This window comes from Streptomyces sp. S4.7, from assembly GCF_010384365.1.
Taxonomy (GTDB): Bacteria; Actinomycetota; Actinomycetes; order Streptomycetales; family Streptomycetaceae; genus Streptomyces.
Genome location: NZ_CP048397.1, coordinates 5,453,154 through 5,472,342, shown reverse-complemented (window position 1 = coordinate 5,472,342; position 19,189 = coordinate 5,453,154). Strand labels below are relative to the sequence as shown.

General features: G+C 71.5%; 16 protein-coding genes and 1 pseudogene. 3 read left to right on the top strand and 14 right to left on the bottom strand.

The genetic code is table 11. From position 1 onward, the window contains the following. Positions 1 to 14: 14 nt before the first annotated feature. Positions 15 to 2,162: a phospholipase C, phosphocholine-specific gene (locus SSPS47_RS24475; protein WP_164252890.1), complete on the bottom strand. Its 2,148-nt coding sequence runs from the start codon at positions 2,160 to 2,162 to the stop codon at positions 15 to 17. A gap of 299 nt (positions 2,163 to 2,461) precedes the next feature. On the opposite strand from SSPS47_RS24475, the gene SSPS47_RS24470 reads away from it, so the two are divergent. Next, positions 2,462 to 3,079, top strand: a complete 618-nt coding sequence (locus SSPS47_RS24470) for an NAD(P)H-binding protein (RefSeq protein ID WP_164252889.1) — start codon at positions 2,462 to 2,464, stop codon at positions 3,077 to 3,079. A gap of 185 nt (positions 3,080 to 3,264) precedes the next feature. Here SSPS47_RS24470 and SSPS47_RS24465 read toward each other — a convergent pair whose 3' ends face one another. The 12 genes and pseudogenes from SSPS47_RS24465 to SSPS47_RS24410 all read right to left on the bottom strand — a co-directional run bounded on the left by SSPS47_RS24465 (position 3,265) and on the right by SSPS47_RS24410 (position 16,744). Further along, complete coding sequence (locus SSPS47_RS24465; protein ID WP_164252888.1) at positions 3,265 to 3,819, bottom strand: tetratricopeptide repeat protein; 555 nt, start codon at positions 3,817 to 3,819, stop codon at positions 3,265 to 3,267. A 37-nt stretch (positions 3,820 to 3,856) separates the two neighbouring features. After that, entirely contained in the window at positions 3,857 to 4,321 is a 465-nt protein-coding gene (locus SSPS47_RS24460; RefSeq protein ID WP_329036013.1) for a universal stress protein, read from the bottom strand. Further along, a pseudogene (locus tag SSPS47_RS24455) lies at positions 4,318 to 5,552 on the bottom strand (SLC13 family permease). Before SSPS47_RS24455 ends, SSPS47_RS24460 begins: the two are co-directional and overlap by 4 nt. A 421-nt stretch (positions 5,553 to 5,973) precedes the next feature. Continuing rightward, positions 5,974 to 7,491, bottom strand: a complete 1,518-nt coding sequence (gatB, locus tag SSPS47_RS24450) for an Asp-tRNA(Asn)/Glu-tRNA(Gln) amidotransferase subunit GatB (protein WP_164252887.1) — start codon at positions 7,489 to 7,491, stop codon at positions 5,974 to 5,976. Between the two features lie 25 nt (positions 7,492 to 7,516). Beyond that, positions 7,517 to 7,759, bottom strand: a complete 243-nt coding sequence (locus tag SSPS47_RS24445; protein ID WP_147873715.1) for a hypothetical protein — start codon at positions 7,757 to 7,759, stop codon at positions 7,517 to 7,519. Beyond that, positions 7,756 to 9,261 carry an Asp-tRNA(Asn)/Glu-tRNA(Gln) amidotransferase subunit GatA gene (gene gatA / locus SSPS47_RS24440; protein WP_164252886.1) on the bottom strand — a complete coding sequence of 502 codons (1,506 nt, stop codon included), beginning with the start codon at positions 9,259 to 9,261 and terminating at the stop codon, positions 7,756 to 7,758. The genes SSPS47_RS24445 and gatA overlap by 4 nt, the downstream gene beginning before the upstream one ends. 5 nt (positions 9,262 to 9,266) lie before the next feature. Continuing rightward, positions 9,267 to 9,563: an Asp-tRNA(Asn)/Glu-tRNA(Gln) amidotransferase subunit GatC gene (gatC, locus tag SSPS47_RS24435; RefSeq protein ID WP_015036350.1), complete on the bottom strand. Its 297-nt coding sequence runs from the start codon at positions 9,561 to 9,563 to the stop codon at positions 9,267 to 9,269. A 141-nt stretch (positions 9,564 to 9,704) separates the two neighbouring features. Further along, positions 9,705 to 11,831, bottom strand: a complete 2,127-nt coding sequence (locus SSPS47_RS24430; RefSeq protein ID WP_164252885.1) for a bifunctional diguanylate cyclase/phosphodiesterase — start codon at positions 11,829 to 11,831, stop codon at positions 9,705 to 9,707. A 235-nt stretch (positions 11,832 to 12,066) separates the two neighbouring features. Next, positions 12,067 to 14,331 carry an NAD-dependent DNA ligase LigA gene (gene ligA, locus SSPS47_RS24425; protein ID WP_239065331.1) on the bottom strand — a complete coding sequence of 755 codons (2,265 nt, stop codon included), beginning with the start codon at positions 14,329 to 14,331 and terminating at the stop codon, positions 12,067 to 12,069. Positions 14,332 to 14,401: 70 nt separating this feature from the next. Continuing rightward, positions 14,402 to 15,355: a methionine synthase gene (locus SSPS47_RS24420; protein WP_239065330.1), complete on the bottom strand. Its 954-nt coding sequence runs from the start codon at positions 15,353 to 15,355 to the stop codon at positions 14,402 to 14,404. Positions 15,356 to 15,441: 86 nt separating this feature from the next. After that, on the bottom strand, positions 15,442 to 16,131 hold the full coding sequence (locus SSPS47_RS24415) for an SDR family oxidoreductase (protein WP_164252882.1): 690 nt from the start codon (positions 16,129 to 16,131) through the stop codon (positions 15,442 to 15,444). Between the two features lie 73 nt (positions 16,132 to 16,204). Then, positions 16,205 to 16,744, bottom strand: a complete 540-nt coding sequence (locus tag SSPS47_RS24410; RefSeq protein WP_164252881.1) for a TIGR00730 family Rossman fold protein — start codon at positions 16,742 to 16,744, stop codon at positions 16,205 to 16,207. A gap of 119 nt (positions 16,745 to 16,863) precedes the next feature. Between SSPS47_RS24410 and SSPS47_RS24405 the strand changes: the two genes are divergently transcribed. Both SSPS47_RS24405 and SSPS47_RS24400 read left to right on the top strand, forming a co-directional pair. After that, a complete protein-coding gene (locus SSPS47_RS24405; RefSeq protein WP_164254948.1) occupies positions 16,864 to 17,199 on the top strand; it encodes a DUF427 domain-containing protein in 336 nt (111 codons plus the stop codon). Between the two features lie 88 nt (positions 17,200 to 17,287). Next, on the top strand, positions 17,288 to 18,082 hold the full coding sequence (locus SSPS47_RS24400; RefSeq protein WP_164254946.1) for an alpha/beta hydrolase: 795 nt from the start codon (positions 17,288 to 17,290) through the stop codon (positions 18,080 to 18,082). 90 nt (positions 18,083 to 18,172) lie between these two features. Here the strand turns inward: SSPS47_RS24400 and SSPS47_RS24395 are convergent, their stop codons facing one another. Next, positions 18,173 to 19,096: an acetamidase/formamidase family protein gene (locus SSPS47_RS24395; RefSeq protein WP_164252880.1), complete on the bottom strand. Its 924-nt coding sequence runs from the start codon at positions 19,094 to 19,096 to the stop codon at positions 18,173 to 18,175. Positions 19,097 to 19,189: the final 93 nt, after the last annotated feature.

The following is a 19,189-nucleotide window of genomic DNA, read 5'->3' as shown; positions in this document are numbered from 1 at the left end:
GGGAGAATTACGGTTCAGCCGGAAACGCTCGGCTTGCCGTTCTCGATGTGCCCCATCAGCCGTCGCCGGAAGCCCCGGCCCGCCGTCACCTCGATGTCGTACCACCCGTGCGCGTCCGCGGCCGAGTGCACCACGCTGCGGCGCCGTCCCGGCTTGACCGTGAACTCGCGCTTCCAGTCACGGAGATCGGCCTCGTCGGCGTAACCGAGCGAGCGCACCGTGAAGGTGAGGGGCAGATCACCCTCATTACGGAGGGTGAGATGGAGATCGCGGTCGTGGTGGTCGACGGACGAGGTGACCTCGGCGCCGCCGCCCGCGACGGGGCCGGCGAATTCACGGCGGAAGCCGTTGGGGCCGGTGATCGTGAAGCGGTAGGCGTCGCCGGTGAGGGGCACCGTCCAGTGCGCCGTGCCCCTGACGTCCCGGTGCTGCGGGACGTCGAACTCGCCCTCGTACGGATAGAGCGCCAGGTGCGCGCTCGCCCGGCCCGTGTTGCGCAGTTCGAGCCGCAGGACCCGCTCCCCGGCATCGCCCGTCGCGAGGCGGCCGTGGACGTCCGGCTGGTACGGCAGCGGCCTGGCGGGGCGCGTGCCGGGCTCCTGCACCGGCATCCGCTGCACGGTGGGCGGCACGGGCCGCCAGCGCCCCGTGAACGGGGGGACGGGCCCCGGCTGTTCGACGTCCGGGCGCGGCCGGCCCCGTCCGAAGTCGAAAGCGGACGTCAGATCGCCGGTGACGGCGCGCCGCCACGGCGTGATGTTGGGTTCCTTCACGCCGGTCCACGTCTCCAGGAAGCGGACGACCGACGTGTGGTCGAAGACCTGCGAGCAGACGTAACCGCCCACGGTCCAGGGCGAGACGACGAGCAGCGGTACACGGATGCCGAGCCCCGTCGGACGGCCCTCCCAGCGCTCGTCGGGGTCGTCCACGGGCGGCACGGGGGGCGGCACGTGGTCGAAGAAGCCGTCGTTCTCGTCGTAGTTGATCAGTACGACCGTGTGCCGCCAGACCTCCGGGTGCGAGCCGAGCGCGTCCAGCACCTGGTGGACGAGGCCGGCGCTGGCGACCGGTGAGGAGGCGCCGGGGTGCTCGGAGTCGACCGCCGACGGCACCAGGTACGACACCTCGGGCAGCCGCCCGGCGGCCACGTCGGCGCGGAACGCCGCGGCGAGGGTGCCCGACTCGACGCGCCGCAGCCCGCGTTCGAAGAGCGAGCGTTCGCGGGCGGTCAGGGCCTCCACACCCTCGTCGAGCGCGGCGAGGAGCCTCGCGCGTACGGCGGGGTCGTCCGTCTCGCGCACGGCGGCGTAGAAGGACTCCATGTAGCCGAAGTCGCCGGCGCCTTCGAGCTCACGGGCCTTGGCGAGCGCCTTGCGCGCGATCTTCTTGAAGGAGGTGAAGAACTCGATGTTGTTGTCGGTGAAGTTCTCCCACTCGGTGTACGTCTTCCAGCTCCGCCCGGCCTTCTCCAGCCGCTCGGCGTACGTGGGCCACGCGTAGCCGGGGTGCCTGCCCTCGTCGTACGCGTCGTTGCCGACCGCGCGCCGCCCGTCGGCCTCGTGGCCGGTCCAACCGCTCCACAGATGGTTGCGGTTGGGGCTCGTGGAGGTGTGGATCGACGAGTGGTAGGCGTCGCAGACGGTGAAGGTGTCCGCCAGCTCGTAGTGGAGCGGGATGTCGGCGCGGTCGTAGTACGCCATGGTGGCGGCGGTCTTGGCGGAGACCCAGCCGTCCATCCAGCCGTTGTTCCACGCCTTGGCGCCGCCTCTCCAGGAGTGGTCGAGGTCGCCTATGTACTGAAGGTCCTTGTGCTGCGCCTCGGCGGCGTCGCGTACGGGGAAGGGCAGGACGGTCGTGTCGTCGTCGCCCCGCGCCGTGGGCGCGGCGCTCGGCTGGGCGAACACGGGGCGGCCGGTGGGCAGTTCCACGGCGTTGCGGTCCCCGAAGCCGCGTACGCCGCGCAGCGTGCCGAAGTAGTGGTCGAACGACCGGTTCTCCTGCATCAGCACCACGACATGTCTGACGGCGTCCAGTCCCCCGGCCGGCGCCCCGGCGGCGATGGCGGCCCGCAGGGACGGCGGCAGCAGGGAGCCCGCCGCGGCGGCGCCGACGGCGCCACCGCCGAGCGCGAAGAGCCGGCGCCGTGAGATGTCAGTGGCCAAGAGGTCCTCCCGAGTCAGGTGCTACGGCCCGGAAGCTAGCCACCGCAGGTGGCGGCGGGAAGACCCATGGACGGCCCGCCGGTGAACGTCCGGGAGTCGCCCCCGCCGGCGCCATGTCGAAGCGCGTTCCGGCCGCGGGGTCCGGGCCGATCCGTAGCGGTCCGGACGCCCCGTGGCGCAAGCTGTGCGGGTCCGCCGACCGCACCTCCCGAAGAAGCCCTCGCGGGCCGAACACGGGCGGGGCCGATGATGGGACCCATGATGAGAAGACCCATGAAGACGACAGGAACAGCCGGCCCATGAATGTCACCGTGTTCGGCGCCACCGGGCGTACCGGACAAGCCTTCCTCACCGCCGCCGCACGCTCCGGGCACCGCACGACCGCACAGGTGCGGGACCCCGCGCGGCTCGGCGGCGCCCCCGTCGACCGGGTGGTGACCGGCAGTCCCTTCGACGAGAGCGCCGTGTCCGACGCCCTCACCGGAGCCGACGTCGCGGTGATCGCCTTCGGCCTCAAGGGCAACCGGACGACGCCTCTGTACTCACGCGGCACCGAACTGATCGTGGACGCGATGCGCGAGCCCGGCGTACGGCGGCTGATCGTCGTCTCGGAGGCCGGCTACGGCTCGCACGTACGCGGCCTCTCGGGCCGGACCATCGCCGCCCTCTACCGGGCGACGGCCCGCCCCCTCCTGCGGGAACGGGAGGCGCAGGACGCGGTGATCCTCACCAGCGGTCTGGACTGGACCGTCGTACGGTCCGGGGTGCTGCACCACGGCCCCGCGCGGGGCAACCGGTCCCGGTCGTTCACGCCGCACCGGGGCCTCGCGCCCCGTACGACCTACGCGGACCTCGCCGACCTCGTCCTGGACGCGCTGGACGACCCCGCGACGTACGGCCGGGACCTGTACCCCTAGGTCCTGTCTTCGAACTGGCGTCTGGCTCACGACGCCTGGCACGCACGCCCGCCGCGTTGTCGGACTCGCCCGAGTACGCACAGAACGGATGCGATCCTCCGCCTTGCGATCGCACGCACCGGACGCCGTGAGCCCCGCCCTGCGGGCGGACGACGCCACTTTGAAGACAGGGCCCAGCGGCACGCTCACGGGCCCTGAACGACCTCGCGCAGGTCCTTGGCGTAGTGGCTGATGGCTGAGCGGTAGGAACGCACACCGGGGTCCTCGCTGGTCGAGGCGAGCAGCTCCAGCAGGATCCGCATCGCTTCGTCGTGCTGCCCGGTGTTGAACAGCGCCATCGCCAGGAAGGTCCGCAGGGCGCCGTCGTCGGGAAACTCCGCCAGCCCGCCCCGCAGGGTCTCCACGGCCTTCTCGTACCGGCCGAGGATGCGGAACGTGCTGCCGAGACCGACCAGCGCGCCGCGTCGGTCCTCGTCCGACAAGTCCGTTCCGGCCAGGGCGGTTTCGTAGTAGGCGACGGCCTCCGCCTCCAGGCCCAGGCCGTCGTGGGTCCAGGCGGTCTGATAGGCGATCACGGCGTCGCCGGGGTAACGGTCGGCGAGGGCCACCAGTCGCTCCCGGGCCTGCTCCGCCTCCCCGCGGGTGCGCAGTGCGACGGCTTCGGCCAGCAGCTCGTCCCTGCCCGGCCCGCTCTCCGCGCTCTGCGCGTGCTCCGCGTTCTCTGTCTTCTCTGTGGTCACGCGGGGATTGTCGCACCGGGCCGGTGGGCGCCGCCGCTCAGTTCCGGTGCGGCCACACCAACAGGACCGGGCACGGCGCGTGATCGACCACGAAGCGGGACTCGGGGCCGAGGCTGTGCGGACCCGGTCTGTCGGGGTCGCCGTCGCGCGCGCAGATCAGCAGGTCCACGTCGGCCGCCGCGCGGACGACCTCCTCCTGTGGACTGCCGTGCCGGTCGAGCAGTTCGCAGGGCCGGCCGAGGCGGTGCGCGGCCTCCTCAAGGAGGTCGGCGCCCGCCACGCCGGACAGCGCCTCCAGTCGGCTGCCGGGGTCGCGCTCGGGCCCGTGGCCACGGCCGAGCAGCCCCGCGTACGCGCGGTGCGCCTCGGCGGCGATCCGGTCGTCACCCACGTGCAGCAGCACGACGTGGTCGTCCGGCGCCCTGTCCCGCGCCGCGTCGACGCACGCGGGCCAGGTGGACGGACTGATCCAGACGAGGGCGGTTGTCTTCACGTCACTCACAACTGGAGCGTGCCCCACAGAGCGACGGTCGAAGCGATCAGCGTCGCGGGAACGGTGAGCAGTCCGAGCCGGGTGAACTGCCCCAGCGAGGGCGCGGAATCGTGTTCGTGCAGGACACGCCGCCACAGGAGAGTGGCGAGGGAACCGACGTACGTGAGGTTGGGGCCCAGATTCACCCCGATGAGCGCGGCGAGTACGGGGCCGGGGCCCGCGGGAGCGACGACGGGCAGCAGGGCCAGGATCGCGGGCAGGTTGTTGATCAGGTTGGCCAGGAGCGCGGCGACGGCGGCGATCACGAGCAGGGTGGTCAGGGATTCGCCGTTCGGGAGGATCCGGTCGATTCCGGTGTCGAGGCCGTTGTCGACACGGCCTTGACGACGATGCCCAGCGCGAGCACGAAGAGGCAGAAGAGCGGGGACGCGGCGCGGAAGAGGGCGGGGACCGTGGTGCGTCGGCGCCGCAGCGCGCGGGCGGCGAGCACGGCCGCACCGGCGCAGGCCGCCCAGAGGGGTTCGATGCCGATCAGGGAGGTGACGGCGAACGCGACGAGTATCAGGCCGAGGACGACGAGCGTGAACGTCGGTACGGCTCGCGGCTCGACCTCTTTGGGAGGGTGCGCCACGACGGCCAGGTCGGCGGCGAAGAAGCGGCGCAGGACGACGTACTCGACGGCGATCGCCGCGAGCCACGGGAGCGTCATGAGCAGGGCGAACCGGGTGAAGGAGAGACCGCTGGCCGTGAACGCGAGAAGGTTGGTCAGATTGGAGACGGGGAGCAGCAGTGACGCGGAGTTGGCGAGGTGGGTGCAGGCGTAGACGTGCGGGCGGGGGTGGGCTCCGACCCGGCTCGCGGTCACGAAGACGACGGGCGTGAGGAGGACGACGGTGGCGTCGAGGCTCAGTACGGCGGTGGTGACGGCGGCGACGCCGAAGACGCCGCCGAGCAGACGGCGCGGGTGCCCGCCGCAGAACCGGGCGACGATGTCGCCTGCCGCGTCGAACAGACCGTCGTCGTCGCAGAGTTGAGCCAGGACGAGAATGGCCGCGAGGAACCCGACGACGGGCAGGAGGGTGTGGGTCTGCTCCCACGCCTCGGCGGGTGAGACGGCGCCGAGTACGACGACCAGCCCGGCGGCGGGGGCCTCGGGCGGTCCCCTCGGCCGCGCGACGGCGAAGACCAGCACGCCGAGCAGGAGCCCCACGGACACGATCTCGGCGACGAGGCTGTTCACGGGCGGCGCCGCGGCCTTTCTCGCTGGTGCGGGTGGGGGGACGGAGCGGTCGCGGGCGCGACGCCCGCCCAACTTACGGCCCGCGCGCGGGTCTGCCCCGCAACGTCCCCGGCGGGGTGCGCGGGGAGGCGGATGTGCCTGGGGCGGGGATCGTTGGCCGGGTCGCGCGACCACGAGCCGCGCCTGTCCTCGAACGCCGGACGGACTGGACATGCCAGGGCCCCTGGCAGCGATACGCGACCACCGGCCGCGCCTGTCCCCGGACGCCGGACGGGCTCGATGTGCCAGGAGCGTTGACAGGGTTGGGCGACCACCGGCCGCGGTCGTCCTCGAACGCCGGACGGGCAGGGTGTGTCCTCACACGCCGGGCGGGCCGCACATGCGGCCCGCCCGGAATCGAAGACCGTTCACCGACCCCCTCTCAGCCCTCCGCGCCCAGGCGTTCCAGGATCAGCTCGCGTACCCGTGCCGCGTCCGCCTGGCCTCGGGTGGCCTTCATGACCGCTCCCACCAGAGCGCCCGCCGCCGCGATCTTGCCCGCGCGGATCTTGTCCGCGATCGCCGGGTTCGCCGCGATCGCCTCGTCCACCGCCGTGCCCAGCGCGCCCTCGTCGGAGACGACCTTCAGGCCGCGCTTCTCGACGACGGTGTCCGGGTCGCCCTCGCCCGCGAGGACACCTTCCAGGACCTGCCGGGCCAGCTTGTCGTTCAGATCGCCCGCCGTGACCAGTTCCGCCACCCGGGCGACCTGCGCCGGGGTGATCGGGAGCGCCGCGAGGTCCGTGGACCTCTCGTTGGCGCTGCGCGCCAGCTCGCCCATCCACCACTTGCGCGCCTGGTCGGCGGGGGCGCCGGCCTCGACGGTGGCGGTGATCAGCTCGACCGCGCCCGCGTTGAGCATCGACTGCATGTCGTGCTCCGAGACGCCCCACTCCTCGCGAAGCCGCTTACGCCGCAGCCGGGGCAGCTCCGGCAGACCGCCGCGCAGCTCCTCCACCCACTCGCGCGGGGGAGCGACCGGGACGAGGTCGGGCTCGGGGAAGTACCGGTAGTCCTCCGCCTCCTCCTTCACACGGCCGGACGTCGTGGAACCGTCCTCCTCGTGGAAGTGCCGGGTCTCCTGGATGATCGTGCCGCCGCCGTCGAGAACCGCGGCGTGCCGCTGGATCTCGTAACGCGCCGCCCGCTCCACGCTCCGCAGCGAGTTGACGTTCTTCGTCTCCGAGCGCGTGCCGAACTTCGAACGGCCGTGCGGGCGCAGCGACAGGTTGACGTCGCAGCGCATCTGGCCCTGTTCCATACGGGCCTCGGAGACGTCCAGCGCCTTGATCAGCTCGCGCAGCTCCGCCACGTACGCCTTCGCGACCTCCGGAGCACGCGCCCCGGCGCCCTCGATCGGCTTGGTGACGATCTCGATGAGCGGGATGCCGGCGCGGTTGTAGTCCAGCAGGGAGTGAGACGCGCCCTGGATACGGCCGGTGGCGCCGCCGACGTGCAGCGACTTGCCGGTGTCCTCCTCCATGTGGGCGCGCTCGATCTCCACACGGAAGATCTCCCCGTCCTCCAGCTGAACGTCCAGATAGCCGTTGTAGGCGATCGGCTCGTCGTACTGGGAGGTCTGGAAGTTCTTCGGCATGTCCGGGTAGAAGTAGTTCTTCCGGGCGAACCGGCACCACTCGGCGATCTCGCAGTTCAGCGCGAGACCGATCTTGACGGCCGACTCCACGCCGATCGCGTTGACGACCGGGAGCGCCCCCGGCATGCCGAGACAGGTGGGACAGGTCTGCGAGTTGGGGTCGGCGCCCAGCTCGGTGGAGCAGCCGCAGAACATCTTCGTCCTGGTGCCGAGCTCGACATGGACCTCAAGGCCCATGACGGGGTCGTACGTCGCGAGAGCGTCCTCGTACGGGACGAGCGACACGTGTTCAGTGACGGTCACGGTGAAACTTTCCCTCTCTGCGGGCTCAGCCCAGCAGGACGTCGTCGTCGCCCAGCCGCTTCAGCTCGCGGTAGAGCAGAGCGATGCCGGTGACGATGGCGGCGGCGGAGACGGCGGCGTCGATCAGCCGCAGCGTGTCGTTGTCCTCGCGGGCCAGCTTGGCCTGCTTGAGAACGCTGACGGCTCCGAAAGCGGTCGTGCCGATCGACAGGTACATGCCGGACTTCGACTTCTTGAAGCTCTTGGCCTTCTTGGTCATTGCGCTCATAGCGACGGTGCCTCCTCCAACAGCGGATGTCCCCAGCGTTCCACGAACGCCGCCTCGACCGCGGCGCCTACCCGGTAGAGACGGTCGTCCTTCATCGCGGGGGCGATGATCTGCAGCCCGACCGGCAGACCGTCCTCCGGCGCCAGTCCGCAGGGCAGCGACATGGCGGCGTTTCCGGCCAGGTTGGTCGGGATGGTGCACAGATCGGAAAGGTACATCGCCATCGGGTCGTCGGCGCGTTCACCGATCGCGAACGCGGTGGTGGGTGTGGTCGGCGAGACGATCACGTCGACCTGCTCGAAGGCCTTCTCGAAGTCCCGGACGATGAGGGTGCGGACCTTCTGAGCGGAGCCGTAGTACGCGTCGTAGTAGCCGGAGCTGAGCGCGTACGTACCGAGCATGATGCGGCGCTTGACCTCGTCGCCGAAGCCCGCCTCACGGGTGAGGGCGGTGACGTCCTCGGCCGAACGGGTGCCGTCGTCGCCGACGCGCAGGCCGTAGCGCATCGCGTCGAAGCGCGCGAGGTTCGAGGAGCACTCGGAGGGGGCGATCAGGTAGTACGCGGAGAGGCCGAGGTCGAAGGACGGGCAGTCCAGCTCGACCACTTCCGCGCCGAGCTCCTTCAGGAGGTCGACGGACTCGGCGAAGCGCTGCATGACGCCGGCCTGGTAGTGCTCGCCGGAGAACTGCCGGACGACGCCGACGCGCATACCGGCGACGGTGCCGTTGCGGGCGGCCTCGACCACCGGGGGCACGGGGGCGTCGATGGAGGTCGAGTCGAGCGGGTCGTGCCCGGCGATGACCTCGTGGAGCAGGGCCGCGTCCAGGACCGTACGGGCGCAGGGACCGCCCTGGTCGAGCGAGGACGAGAAGGCGACCATGCCGTAGCGGGAGACGCCGCCGTAGGTGGGCTTGACGCCGACCGTGCCGGTGACGGACGCCGGCTGGCGGATGGAGCCGCCGGTGTCCGTGCCGATGGCGAGCGGCGCCTCGTACGCGGCGAGGGAGGCCGACGAGCCGCCGCCGGATCCGCCGGGGATGCGGGTGAGGTCCCAGGGGTTGCCCGTGGGACCGTACGCGCTGTTCTCCGTGGAGGATCCCATGGCGAACTCGTCCATGTTGGTCTTGCCGAGGATGACGACTCCGGCGTCCTTCAGACGCCGGGTGACCGTCGCGTCGTACGGCGGGATCCAGCCTTCGAGGATCTTGGAGCCGACGGTGGTGGGGATGCCCTCGGTGGTGAAGATGTCCTTCAGCGCGAGGGGGACGCCGGCGAGCGGGCCGAGCTTCTCGCCCCTGGCCCTCTGCTCGTCCACGGCGCGGGCCTGCGCGAGGGCGCCTTCGCGGTCGACGTGCAGGAAGGCGTGCACCTTCTCGTCGACGGCCTCGATACGGGCGAGGTGGGCCTCGGTGACCTCGACGGCCGTCAGCTCGCCGGAGACGACCTTCTCGGCGATCTCGGCGGCGGTGAGCCTGATGATGTCGGTCTTGATGTCCGTCATGGCTGTTAGTCCTCCCCCAGGATCTGCGGCACCTTGAAACGCTGCTGTTCCTGGGCCGGGGCGCCGGAGAGCGCCTGCTCGGGGGTGAGCGAGGGGCGTACCTCGTCCGCGCGCATGACGTTCGTCAGCGGCAGCGGGTGCGAGGTCGGCGGGACGTCTTGGTCGGCGACCTCGGATACGCGGGCGACCGCGCCGATGATGTCGTCGAGCTGACCGGCGAAGTGATCGAGCTCTTCGCCCTTCAGCTCCAGACGCGCCAGCCGTGCGAGGTGGGCGACCTCCTCGCGCGTGATGCCAGGCATGCAGCGATCCTCTGGGTGAGTGTCGGGATTTTGACCCAATCCTATGGGGCGCGGCACCGTGCCCACGAAACGGTTTCCCGCATCCCGGATCCGGCTCCGGCCCGGGTCCCTGTCCCGGCCCTCGGCGGGCGCGGGCGCGGGCTACTGGACGACGCGGCTGGACGGGCCCGACGCGTCGCTGCGCGGGGGCTCCAGGGCCGGTGCGGGCGGCGGGCGGTGCCAGCCCGTCTCGCCGCGGGCGAGCAGCCAGGACGTCGCCTCGTGCGGGGGCATCGCGGCGGCCACGAGCCAGCCCTGGACGGCGTCGCAGCCCAGATCGCGCAGGCGCTCCCAGGTCTCGTCGTCCTCGACGCCCTCGGCGACGACCACCAGGCCCAGCGAGTGGGCGAGGTCGATGGTGCAGCGGACGATCTCCGCGTCCTCGGTGTCGATGGCGAGGCGGGCCACGAACGAGCGGTCGATCTTCAGCTCGCTCACCGGCAGGCGGCGCAGATGCACCAGCGACGAGTAGCCCGTGCCGAAGTCGTCGAGGGACATCTTCACGCCGTGGCCCGTCAGACCCGCCAGGGTGTCGGCGGCCCGCTGCGGGTCCTCCAGCAGCACGTGCTCGGTTATCTCCAGTTGGAGCGCGCCGGCCGGGACACCGTGCCGGGCGAGCCGCGCGGCGACCGCGCCGGCGAAGCCCGGGGTGTGGACGTCACGCGGCGAGACGTTGACGGCCACCGGGACGAACAGGCCCTGGGACCGCCAGCGGGCGACCTGGCCGAGAGCCGATTCCAGTACGTACTCGGTGAGATACGGCATCAGACCCGAGGACTCGGCGATGGCGATGAACTCGTCCGGGGGCACCCTCCCCCGGTCCGGATGCACCCACCGTACGAGTGCCTCCAGACCGACGACCTGGCCGTCGAAGCGGACCTTGGGCTGGTAGTGAAGCTCCACGTCACCCGCGTCGAGCGCGCGCCGCAGATCGCCCAACAGACCGAGCCGGTCGGGGGTGTTGGAGTCGCGCTTGGACTCGTACACCTCCACGCCCGTACGGTCCCGCTTGGCCTGGTACATCGCGACGTCGGCCCGCTGGAGCAGCCCTTCGGCGTCCACCGCGTGCTCGGGGTAGACCGCGACGCCGGCGCTCGCCTCCAGGACGAGCGTCAGGCCGTCCAGATCGAGCGGCGAGGACAGCTCCGCCGCGAGATGGCGGGCCACGCGCTGGGCGCTGGTCGTGGAGTCGACCAGCGGCAGCAGTACGGCGAACTCGTCGCCACCGAGCCGCGCGGCCTCCGCCCCGCGCGGCAGGGCCAGCTTGAGCCGGTCCGCTATCTGCAACAGCAGTCTGTCGCCCGCGAGATGGCCGAGCGTGTCGTTGACCGAGCGGAACCGGTCGAGGTCGATCAGGACCAGCGCGGAGCGTGCGCCGAGGTTCTTGGCCTCCTCCAGCGCCGTCCATGTCCGTTCGAGAAGCCACTGCCGGTTGGGCAGCCCGGTCAGGGGGTCGCGCAGCTGCTCCTCGGCGCGCGCCCTGGCGATCCAGAGCGTGGAGTCGAGGGCGATCAGCGGGACGGCGAACAGCGGCAGCACCACCGGCCGGGACACGGCGACCACACAGATGAGCGGGGTGATCCCGAGCAGCGCGACGGCGAGCAGGCCCTGGCGCAGGAGTGCCGTGCGGGCCACGGTGGGCAGGCCGCCGCCCTGCGGGGTCAGCGAATACCACAGGAGCAGCCGGGTCACCAGCAGATACGCCCCGGCCGCCAGGACGATTTCGGGGACGGTGCCGATCCCCCAGTGGAGGGGCTGCCACGGCTCGGCGACCGTCGGTACGTCGTCGAAGGCGAGCAGGACCAGCGCGGCGGCCCCGATGCCGAGGATGTCCACGGCGCCGTGCAGCGCGCCCTGCCGCCAGCGGTGTCTGCGGGCGATGCCGACCAGCACCACGACCGCGAAGCTGACCAGTCCGGCGGCCACCCAGCCGTACAGGAGCAGCACTGCGAGGGTGAGGGCGGCGCCGGAACCCGTGCCGCCCCACCAGCGGTCGCGGCCGAGTGCGACGAGATGACCGACCACGATGCCGGTGAGCACGGCGAGCGACCAGCCGGTGGTGCCGCCCGGGAAGAGCGCGTCGCCGTCCCGCAGCTTCAGGGATACGCCCAGTGCCAGCACGGCGGCGGCGAGTCCCACCACGACGAGGGGCACTCTGGCCGACATGCCTCCAGGCCCCGCGAATCCACGCGGGCGTGAGACCGGGGCGGCGCTCTCGGTCGGTTTCATTCCCGTCCCTCTCACAGCCGGCAGTGCCGTTACCACGCGATGGCACGTTGTCATGCCACCACGGCTGATTTCCCACACGCAGCCGTGCACGACAGGCGTACCCCTCAACAGTAGGCCGCGAACGGCGTCGGCGGGCAGCGCTCTACCGCTGTTGCCCGAATGCAACCCGCCCTTCCGTATCCATCTGGTATGCGTCCGAACGGGTGACCTACGAGGGCTTGTTGTGCCCGTTCGGTCAGTCGGTCCCGCTCTCGGCAGACGTACCGTCAGCCGTCCGGGGGACGTCCTTGGCCGGTTCCCGCGCACCGTCCTCAGGGGCCTGTGGCGCCTGTACCGCGGCCTCTCGCGCCGCTTCGGGGCCCTCGGCGAGCAGGACGGCGAAGCCCGTCTCGTCGAGCACCGGCACCTTCAGCTGCATCGCCTTGTCGAACTTGGAGCCGGGGTTCTCACCTACCACCACGAAGGCGGTCTTCTTCGACACGGCGCCGGTGACTTTCGCTCCGAGCGTCTGGAGCGCCTCTTTCGCGCCATCCCTGGTGTGATTTTCCAACGTGCCCGTGACGACCACGGTGAGACCCGCCAGCGGGCGCGGACCCTCGTCCTCGCCGCCGCCCTCGTCCTCCATCCGGACCCCGGCCTCCCGCCACTTGCGCAGGATCTCGCGGTGCCAGTCCACCTCGAACCACTGCTTGAGCGAGGCGGCGATGGTCGGGCCGACGCCCTCGACGGCCGCCAGCTCCTCCTCGGTGGCCCGCTCGATCCGGTCGACGGACCGGAATTCCCTGGCCAGCGCGACCGAGGCGACCGGTCCCACGTGCCGGATGGACAGTCCGGCGATGATCCGGGCCAGGGGGCGTTCCTTGGCGGCCGCGATGTGCTCCAGCATCGCCAGCGCGTTCTTCTTCGGCTCGCCCTCCTGGTTGGCGAAGACGGTGACGACCTTCTCCTCGCCGGTCTTTGGGTCGCGCTTGGGCAGGCCGCTGTCCATGTCGAGCACATACGCCTTGATGGGCAGCAGCTGGTCCACGGTGAGGGTGAAGAGGTCGCCCTCGTCGAGCAGCGGGGGCGTCGAAGGCTCCAGAGGCTTGGTCAGCGCGGCGGCGGCGACATATCCGAAGTTCTCGATGTCCAGGCATTTACGGCCGCCGAGATAGAACAACCGCTCGCGCAACTGGGCCGGGCAGGAGCGGCCGTTGGGGCAGCGGAGGTCGATGTCGCCCTCCTTCATGGCCCGCAGCTCGGTGCCGCACTCGGGACACACGGCCGGCATCTCGAACTCGCGCTCGCTGCCGTCCCGCAGATCGGCGACCGGACCGAGGATCTCCGGGATGACGTCGCCCGCCTTGCGCAGCACGACCGTGTCACCGATGAGGACACCCTTCGCCTTCACCACCTCCTGGTTGTGCAGCGTCGCGAACTCGACCTCGGAGCCCGCGACATGGACCGGCTCGACCACCGCGTACGGAGTGACCCGGCCGGTGCGTCCGACGCCGACCCGGATGTCGACCAGTTTGGTGTTGACCTCCTCCGGCGCGTACTTCCAGGCGATCGCCCAGCGCGGGGCGCGGGAGGTCGAGCCGAGTCTCCCCTGAAGGGAGATCTCGTCCAGCTTGACCACGACACCGTCGATCTCGTGCTGGACGGAGTGGCGGTTCTCCCCGAAGTAGGAGATGAACTCCCGCACCCCCGCCAGGTCTTCGACGACCTTGTTGTGCTGGGCGGTCGGCAGGCCCCACTCCTCCAGCAGTTCGTAGGCGTGCGACAGGCAGTCGATGTCGAAGCCCTCGCGCGCGCCGATGCCGTGCACCACCATGTGCAGCGGGCGCGACGCCGTGACCTTCGGGTCCTTCTGGCGCAGCGAACCCGCCGCCGCGTTGCGCGGGTTGGCGAACGGCTTGTCACCGGCCGCGACCAGCCGTGCGTTGAGCTCCTGGAAGCCGTCCATCGGGAAGTAGACCTCGCCACGGATCTCGACCAGCTCAGGAACGCGGTCGCCCTTCAGCCGGTGCGGGATCTCGGCGATCGTACGGACGTTGGGTGTGATGTCCTCGCCGGTGCGGCCGTCGCCGCGGGTGGCGGCACGCGTCAGCCTGCCCTGCTCGTACGTCAGATTGACGGCGAGTCCGTCCACCTTCAGCTCGCACAGGAAGTGGTAACCCGGCGCGCCCACGTCCCGGGCGACGCGCTCCGCCCAGGCGGCCAGCTCCTCGTCGTCGAACGCGTTGTCCAGGGAGAGCATGCGCTCGCGGTGCTCGACCGCGGTGAACTCCGTCTCGTACGCCCCCGCGACCTTCTGGGTCGGCGAGTCGGGCGTACGCAGCTGCGCGTACTGCTCCTCCAGCGCCTCCAGGGCGCGCAGCAGCTTGTCGAACTCGCCGTCGCTGACGACCGGCTGGTCCTTCACGTAGTAGCGGAACCGGTGCTCCTCGACCTGTTCGGCGAGGTGCGCGTGTCGCTCCCGCGCTTCCGCGGGCACTGCCGTCTGCTGTTCGCCGGCCACCGTTTCGTCCTCCCGTTTCACCGCGATCACCGCGAGTCCCGCGATCAGCGCGACCCGTGTCTCGGAAATGTCACTCAGGGTTGTCCGCGAGGGACCGCGCCGCCCTGACACAGTGCGCCATCGCGGCACGGGCATACTCGGGCGAAGCACCCGCGAGCCCGCACGACGGGGTGATCACCACGGACTCCGCGAGAGTCCCCGGATCCAGCCCCAGCCTGCGCCACAGCGTTCTGATACCCATGACGCTACCCCCCGGGTCTGACAACGGGGTGTCCGTGCCCGGCACGACTCCGGCGAGGAGTTTCACGCCGCCCTCCACCGCCTCACCGATCGGCTCCTCGTCACGCTCGGTGAGGAGCGAGAAGTCGAACGACACGGCCGCCGCCTCGGCACGGCGCAGCAGCGCGAACGGCACGTCGGGGGCGCAGGAGTGCACGACGGCGGGGCCGTCGTTCGCCCTCATCACCTGGCGCAGCGCGTCCTCGACGACCTGCCGGTCCACCGCCCGGTGGGTCCGGTAGCCGCTGGCGGTTCTGATCTGCCCGCGCAGTACGGCGGTGAGGGACGGCTCGTCGAGCTGGAGCACGGGCGTGGCGCCGGGCACCCTGCGCCGTACGTCGGCGAGATGCGCCGTCAGGCCCTCCACCAGGGATCCGGCGAGGTCGCGGCAGGCGCCGGGGTCGCTGAGCGCCGACTCGCCGTTGCGCAGTTCCAGCGCGGCGGCGAGCGTCCACGGACCGACCGCCTGGACCTTGAGCGGGCCCTCGTACCCCTGGGTGAACTCTTCGAGCGCGTCCAGGTCCTCGCCGAGCCAGGACCGGGCCCGGCGGGTGTCGCGGCCGGGGCGGTCACCGATGCGCCAGCCGCTGGGCTCCACACGGGCGAAGACCTCGACGAGCAGGCCGGCGGTCCGGCCGATCATGTCGGCGCCGGGGCCGCGCGCGGGCAGTTCGGCGAGGTGCGGGAAGTCCTCGTAGGTGCCGGTGACGCCCTTGGCCGTCTCACGCGCGTCCTCGCCGGGCATCGACCCGACGCCGGTGGCGGCGCCCCACAGGGCTTTCGCCGGGGCGCGGGTGCCGCTCTCGTCGTGGGTTGCGCTGTCGGTCGCGTTCATCGTCCCGGCCGCACCGTCAGGTCGTTGATCTCCGCGTCGCGCGGCAGGTCCAGGGCGGTGAGGATCGTCGTCGCGACCGACTCCGGGTCGATCCAGCGGGAGGCGTCGTACTCCTTGCCCTCCTGCCCGTGCACCTTGAGCTGCATGGGCGTGGCCGTGCGGCCCGGATAGACCGAGGCGACGCGGACGCCGTTCGGTCGCTCCTCCTGACGGAGGGCGTCGGCGAGCGCCTTCAGTCCGTGCTTGGAGGCGCCGTACGCGGCCCACCCCGCGTGGGCGGTCAGACCGGCGCCCGAGTTCACGAAGACCACCTGGCCCTGCGAGGCGCGCAGTTGGGGCAGGAAGAGCCGGGTCAGCTCCGCGGGCGCGACGAGATTCACGTTCAGCTGGCTCGTCCACGCCTTGGGGGTCAGCTCACCGACCGGGCCGAGGTCGACGATGCCCGCGATGTGCAGGAGTGAGTCCAGCCGGTCGGGGAGTGTCTGGTGCGACAGCGCCCAGGACAGCCGGTCGGGATTCGTGAGGTCGCCGACGAGCGCACGGGAGCCGGGGTGGGCCGCGGCGAGTTCTTTGCCGCGGGCCGCGTCGCGGGCGAAGAGCAGCAGGTCGTCGCCGCGCTCGTGCAGCCGGCGCGCGACGGCGGCGCCGATGCCGGAGCCCGCACCGGTGATCAGATGGGTAGCCATGGGGTCATGTTCGCATCACCCCATGCCGCGGTCGTACGGTCCCGCCCCCGGTCCGCCACGGCCCCGTCGCCGGTCAGCGGACGCCGACCGACTCCTCCAGATAGGCGAGGGCTCCCACCGCCTCCTCCGCGAAGAAGACCAGCTCGGTCAGCGGCAGCGGGAGGAAGCCCTCGCGGTCCATACGGACGAACTGCTCCTTGAGTCCGTCGTAGAAGCCGGCCGTGTTGAGCAGCACGACGGGCTTGTCGTGCAAGCCGTGCTTCTTCAGTTCGAGGATCTCGGTCGCCTCGTCCAGCGTGCCCGTACCGCCGACCATGATCACTACGGCGTCGGACTTCGAGAGGAGCAGCGCCTTGCGCTCGGGGAGGTCCTGGGCGATCACCATCTCGTCGGCCCGCTCCCGTACGGAAGCGCCCAGGAAGCCGACGGAGACACCCACGAGCCGCCCGCCGGCCTCCTCCACGCCGTCGGCGACGACCTTCATCAGGCCGACGTCCGAGCCGCCCCAGACGAGCGTGTGCCCCCCCTTGCCGAGGAGTTCGGCGAACTCCCGGGCGGGGCGGGTGTAGCGCTCGTCGAGATCGGCGGCGGAGAGGAAGACACAGATATTCATGGATCCACGGTATCCGGGTGACCTCCTTGGGAAGAGGGCGTGCCCGGCCGTTGCTGACGGTAGAAGGGACCAGCGTGACACCGGCGTCACGACAGGGACCGAGTCCACCGAAGGAGCGGATCGCCATGGCCAAGGGCCACACCATCACCGTCGAGCAGGGCACGGAGCACGTACGGGTGGTGCGCGACGGACAGGTCGTCGCGGACAGCCGCCGCCCGCTGCTGCTGCACGAGACCGGGCTGCCGGTCCGGTACTACCTGCCGCCGGAGGACGTACGTACGGAGTTGCTGAGCCCCTCGGACACCACGACCCACTGCCCGTTCAAGGGCGACGCCTCCTACTGGTCGCTGCCCGGCGCGCCGGACCTGGTCTGGGCGTATCCCGAGCCGAAGGACCAAGTGGCGCGGATCAGGGACCACTTCTGCTTCTACGAGCCCGAGGCCGTCGGGAGCTGAGCGGCGGGCGGGGACCGCCCGAAAAAAAACTTCTCAGATTTCCGCCCGTCGGCGATGAGTTCCGGTGAGCCCGCCGGTCCACCAGCGTATGGACCAAGTGGGCAAGGCGGAGTCGGGTGACGGCACCCTCATCGCGTACCGGCGGACGAGCGGCGGCGGACCGCCGGTGATCATGGTGGGAGGGGCGTTCAGCACGGCGGAGGCGGAGGCACCGCTGGCGGCGCTCCTCGCACCGCGCTTCAGTGTGATCACCTATGACCGGCGGGGGCGCGGCGGCAGCGGTGACACGGCGCCGTACGCGGTGGAGCGCGAGGTCGAGGACATCGCCGCCCTCCTGAAGAAGGCGGGCGGCACTGCCTCGGTGTACGGCATGTCGTCGGGCGCGGCCCTGGCGCTGGAGGCAGCCGCGGCGGGGCTGCCGATCACCCAACTCGCGGTGTACGAGCCTCCGTACGGCACCGGCGCGGTGAATGCCACGGACGGCGCGGCGTACACGGCGCGGCTCGACGACCTGCTGGTGCGGGGACGGCGGGACGAGGCCGTGGAGCTGTTCCTGTCGATGGTCGGGGTGCCGCCCGACGTGGTGGCGAGGATGCGCCGGGCGACGATGTGGCGGGGCATGACGGCGCTGGCGCACACCCTCGCGTACGACAACGCCGTGATGGGTCCCGGCCCCGTCCCGACGGAGCGGCTCGCGCGGATCACCGCGCGCGTGATGGTCGTGGACGGGGGCGCGAGCCCGCCGCCGATGCGGGTGGCGGCGCGGGCGGTGGCCGCCGCGCTGCCGCGCGGTCGACACCGCACCCTGACGGGCCAGGTGCACGAGGTGGCGCCGCATGTGCTGGCGCCGGTCCTCGCGGAGTACTTCGCCGGGGCGGCGTGAGCACGGTGACGCCGGGAACGGTGACGCCGGGAACGGTGACCGGCGGCGTGCTCGCCTCCCACGCCCGCTACCGGCACGGGCGCGTGGGCTTCAGCGGATCGCGCCGTCCGGCAGCACCGCGTGCACGCCCCACACCTGATTGGCCACCTGTGTCACCCGCAGATCGACCGTCGTACTCGCCAGAGCCAGCGCCGTCCCCCTCTTCACCCCGTACAGCGACGTCATCCACGTCAGCATCGCGTCCAGGGCCCGCGCGGAAGCCTCGTTGAGGTCCGTGTCGAAACCGAAGGTGATCCGGCCCGCCGGGGTGACCGCGTGCGGTGTCGGGATCGGCGGGGAGTGCCGGAGGCCGACGGTGAGGCGGGTCGTCATGCCGCACTCGATCGCCGTGCCGGAGACCTCGCCGTCGCCCTGCGCGGCATGGCCGTCACCGATGCCGAGCAACGCCCCCGGCACGGTGACGGGCAGGAACAGGGTTGATCCGGCGACCAGTTCGCGGCAGTCGATGTTCCCGCCGCCGAGGGTGCGGGGCGGCGTCGTGGAGTGCTCCCCCGGCTCGTCGGGGGGTGTGCCGATGACGCCGAGGAAGGGCGCGAGGGAGACCGTGTGGCCGTACTGGTCGGTTCCGGTGCCCTTGTCCGCGTCGAGGTCCCACAGCAGCCACTCGGCGTCCTCGGCGGCCATGCCCAGCCGGCGGGCGAGCGGGGTGTCGGACGTCGCCGCCGCGGTGAAGCCCCACTCGTCGGGGCGCAGCGACTCCAGTCCTACGGACAGGGCCATGCCCGGCTCGGCGCCGCGTACGGCGATCGGGCCCACCAGACAGTGGCCGCGCCGCTCGTCGAACATGCGCGGCACGTTCTCGTCCGCCGTACGGCGCCGCTCCAGATGGCCCGCGCAGTCGAGCGTGTGGACGGTGAGGGTGTCCCCGGGGTCGACGGTCAGCACCGGGGGCAGTTCGCGCGAGAAGACGTCGCTCACCGTGCCGGGCACGGATTCGAGGATGTGCTCGGCCACGGTGGGCTTCCTTCGGTCGGAGAGACGGGTGCGGTCGGTACGGGACGTCCGGCGCGCACGGTGCGGGCACGGAGCCCGTGACCGGCGCCCCGT

Excerpts from the sequence above, each read along its gene's own strand:
- SSPS47_RS24470 (WP_164252889.1), top strand. The coding sequence starts at position 2,462 with ATGAATGTCACCGTGTTCGGCGCCACCGGGCGTACCGGACAAGCCTTC.
- SSPS47_RS24445 (WP_147873715.1), bottom strand. The coding sequence starts at position 7,759 with ATGAGCGCAATGACCAAGAAGGCCAAGAGCTTCAAGAAGTCGAAGTCC.
- gatA (WP_164252886.1), bottom strand. The coding sequence starts at position 9,261 with ATGACGGACATCAAGACCGACATCATCAGGCTCACCGCCGCCGAGATC.
- gatC (WP_015036350.1), bottom strand. The coding sequence starts at position 9,563 with ATGCCTGGCATCACGCGCGAGGAGGTCGCCCACCTCGCACGGCTGGCG.
- SSPS47_RS24430 (WP_164252885.1), bottom strand. The coding sequence starts at position 11,831 with ATGAAACCGACCGAGAGCGCCGCCCCGGTCTCACGCCCGCGTGGATTC.
- SSPS47_RS24420 (WP_239065330.1), bottom strand. The coding sequence starts at position 15,355 with ATGCCCGGCGAGGACGCGCGTGAGACGGCCAAGGGCGTCACCGGCACC.
- SSPS47_RS24415 (WP_164252882.1), bottom strand. The coding sequence starts at position 16,131 with ATGGCTACCCATCTGATCACCGGTGCGGGCTCCGGCATCGGCGCCGCC.
- SSPS47_RS24410 (WP_164252881.1), bottom strand. The coding sequence starts at position 16,744 with ATGAATATCTGTGTCTTCCTCTCCGCCGCCGATCTCGACGAGCGCTAC.
- SSPS47_RS24400 (WP_164254946.1), top strand. The coding sequence starts at position 17,288 with ATGGACCAAGTGGGCAAGGCGGAGTCGGGTGACGGCACCCTCATCGCG.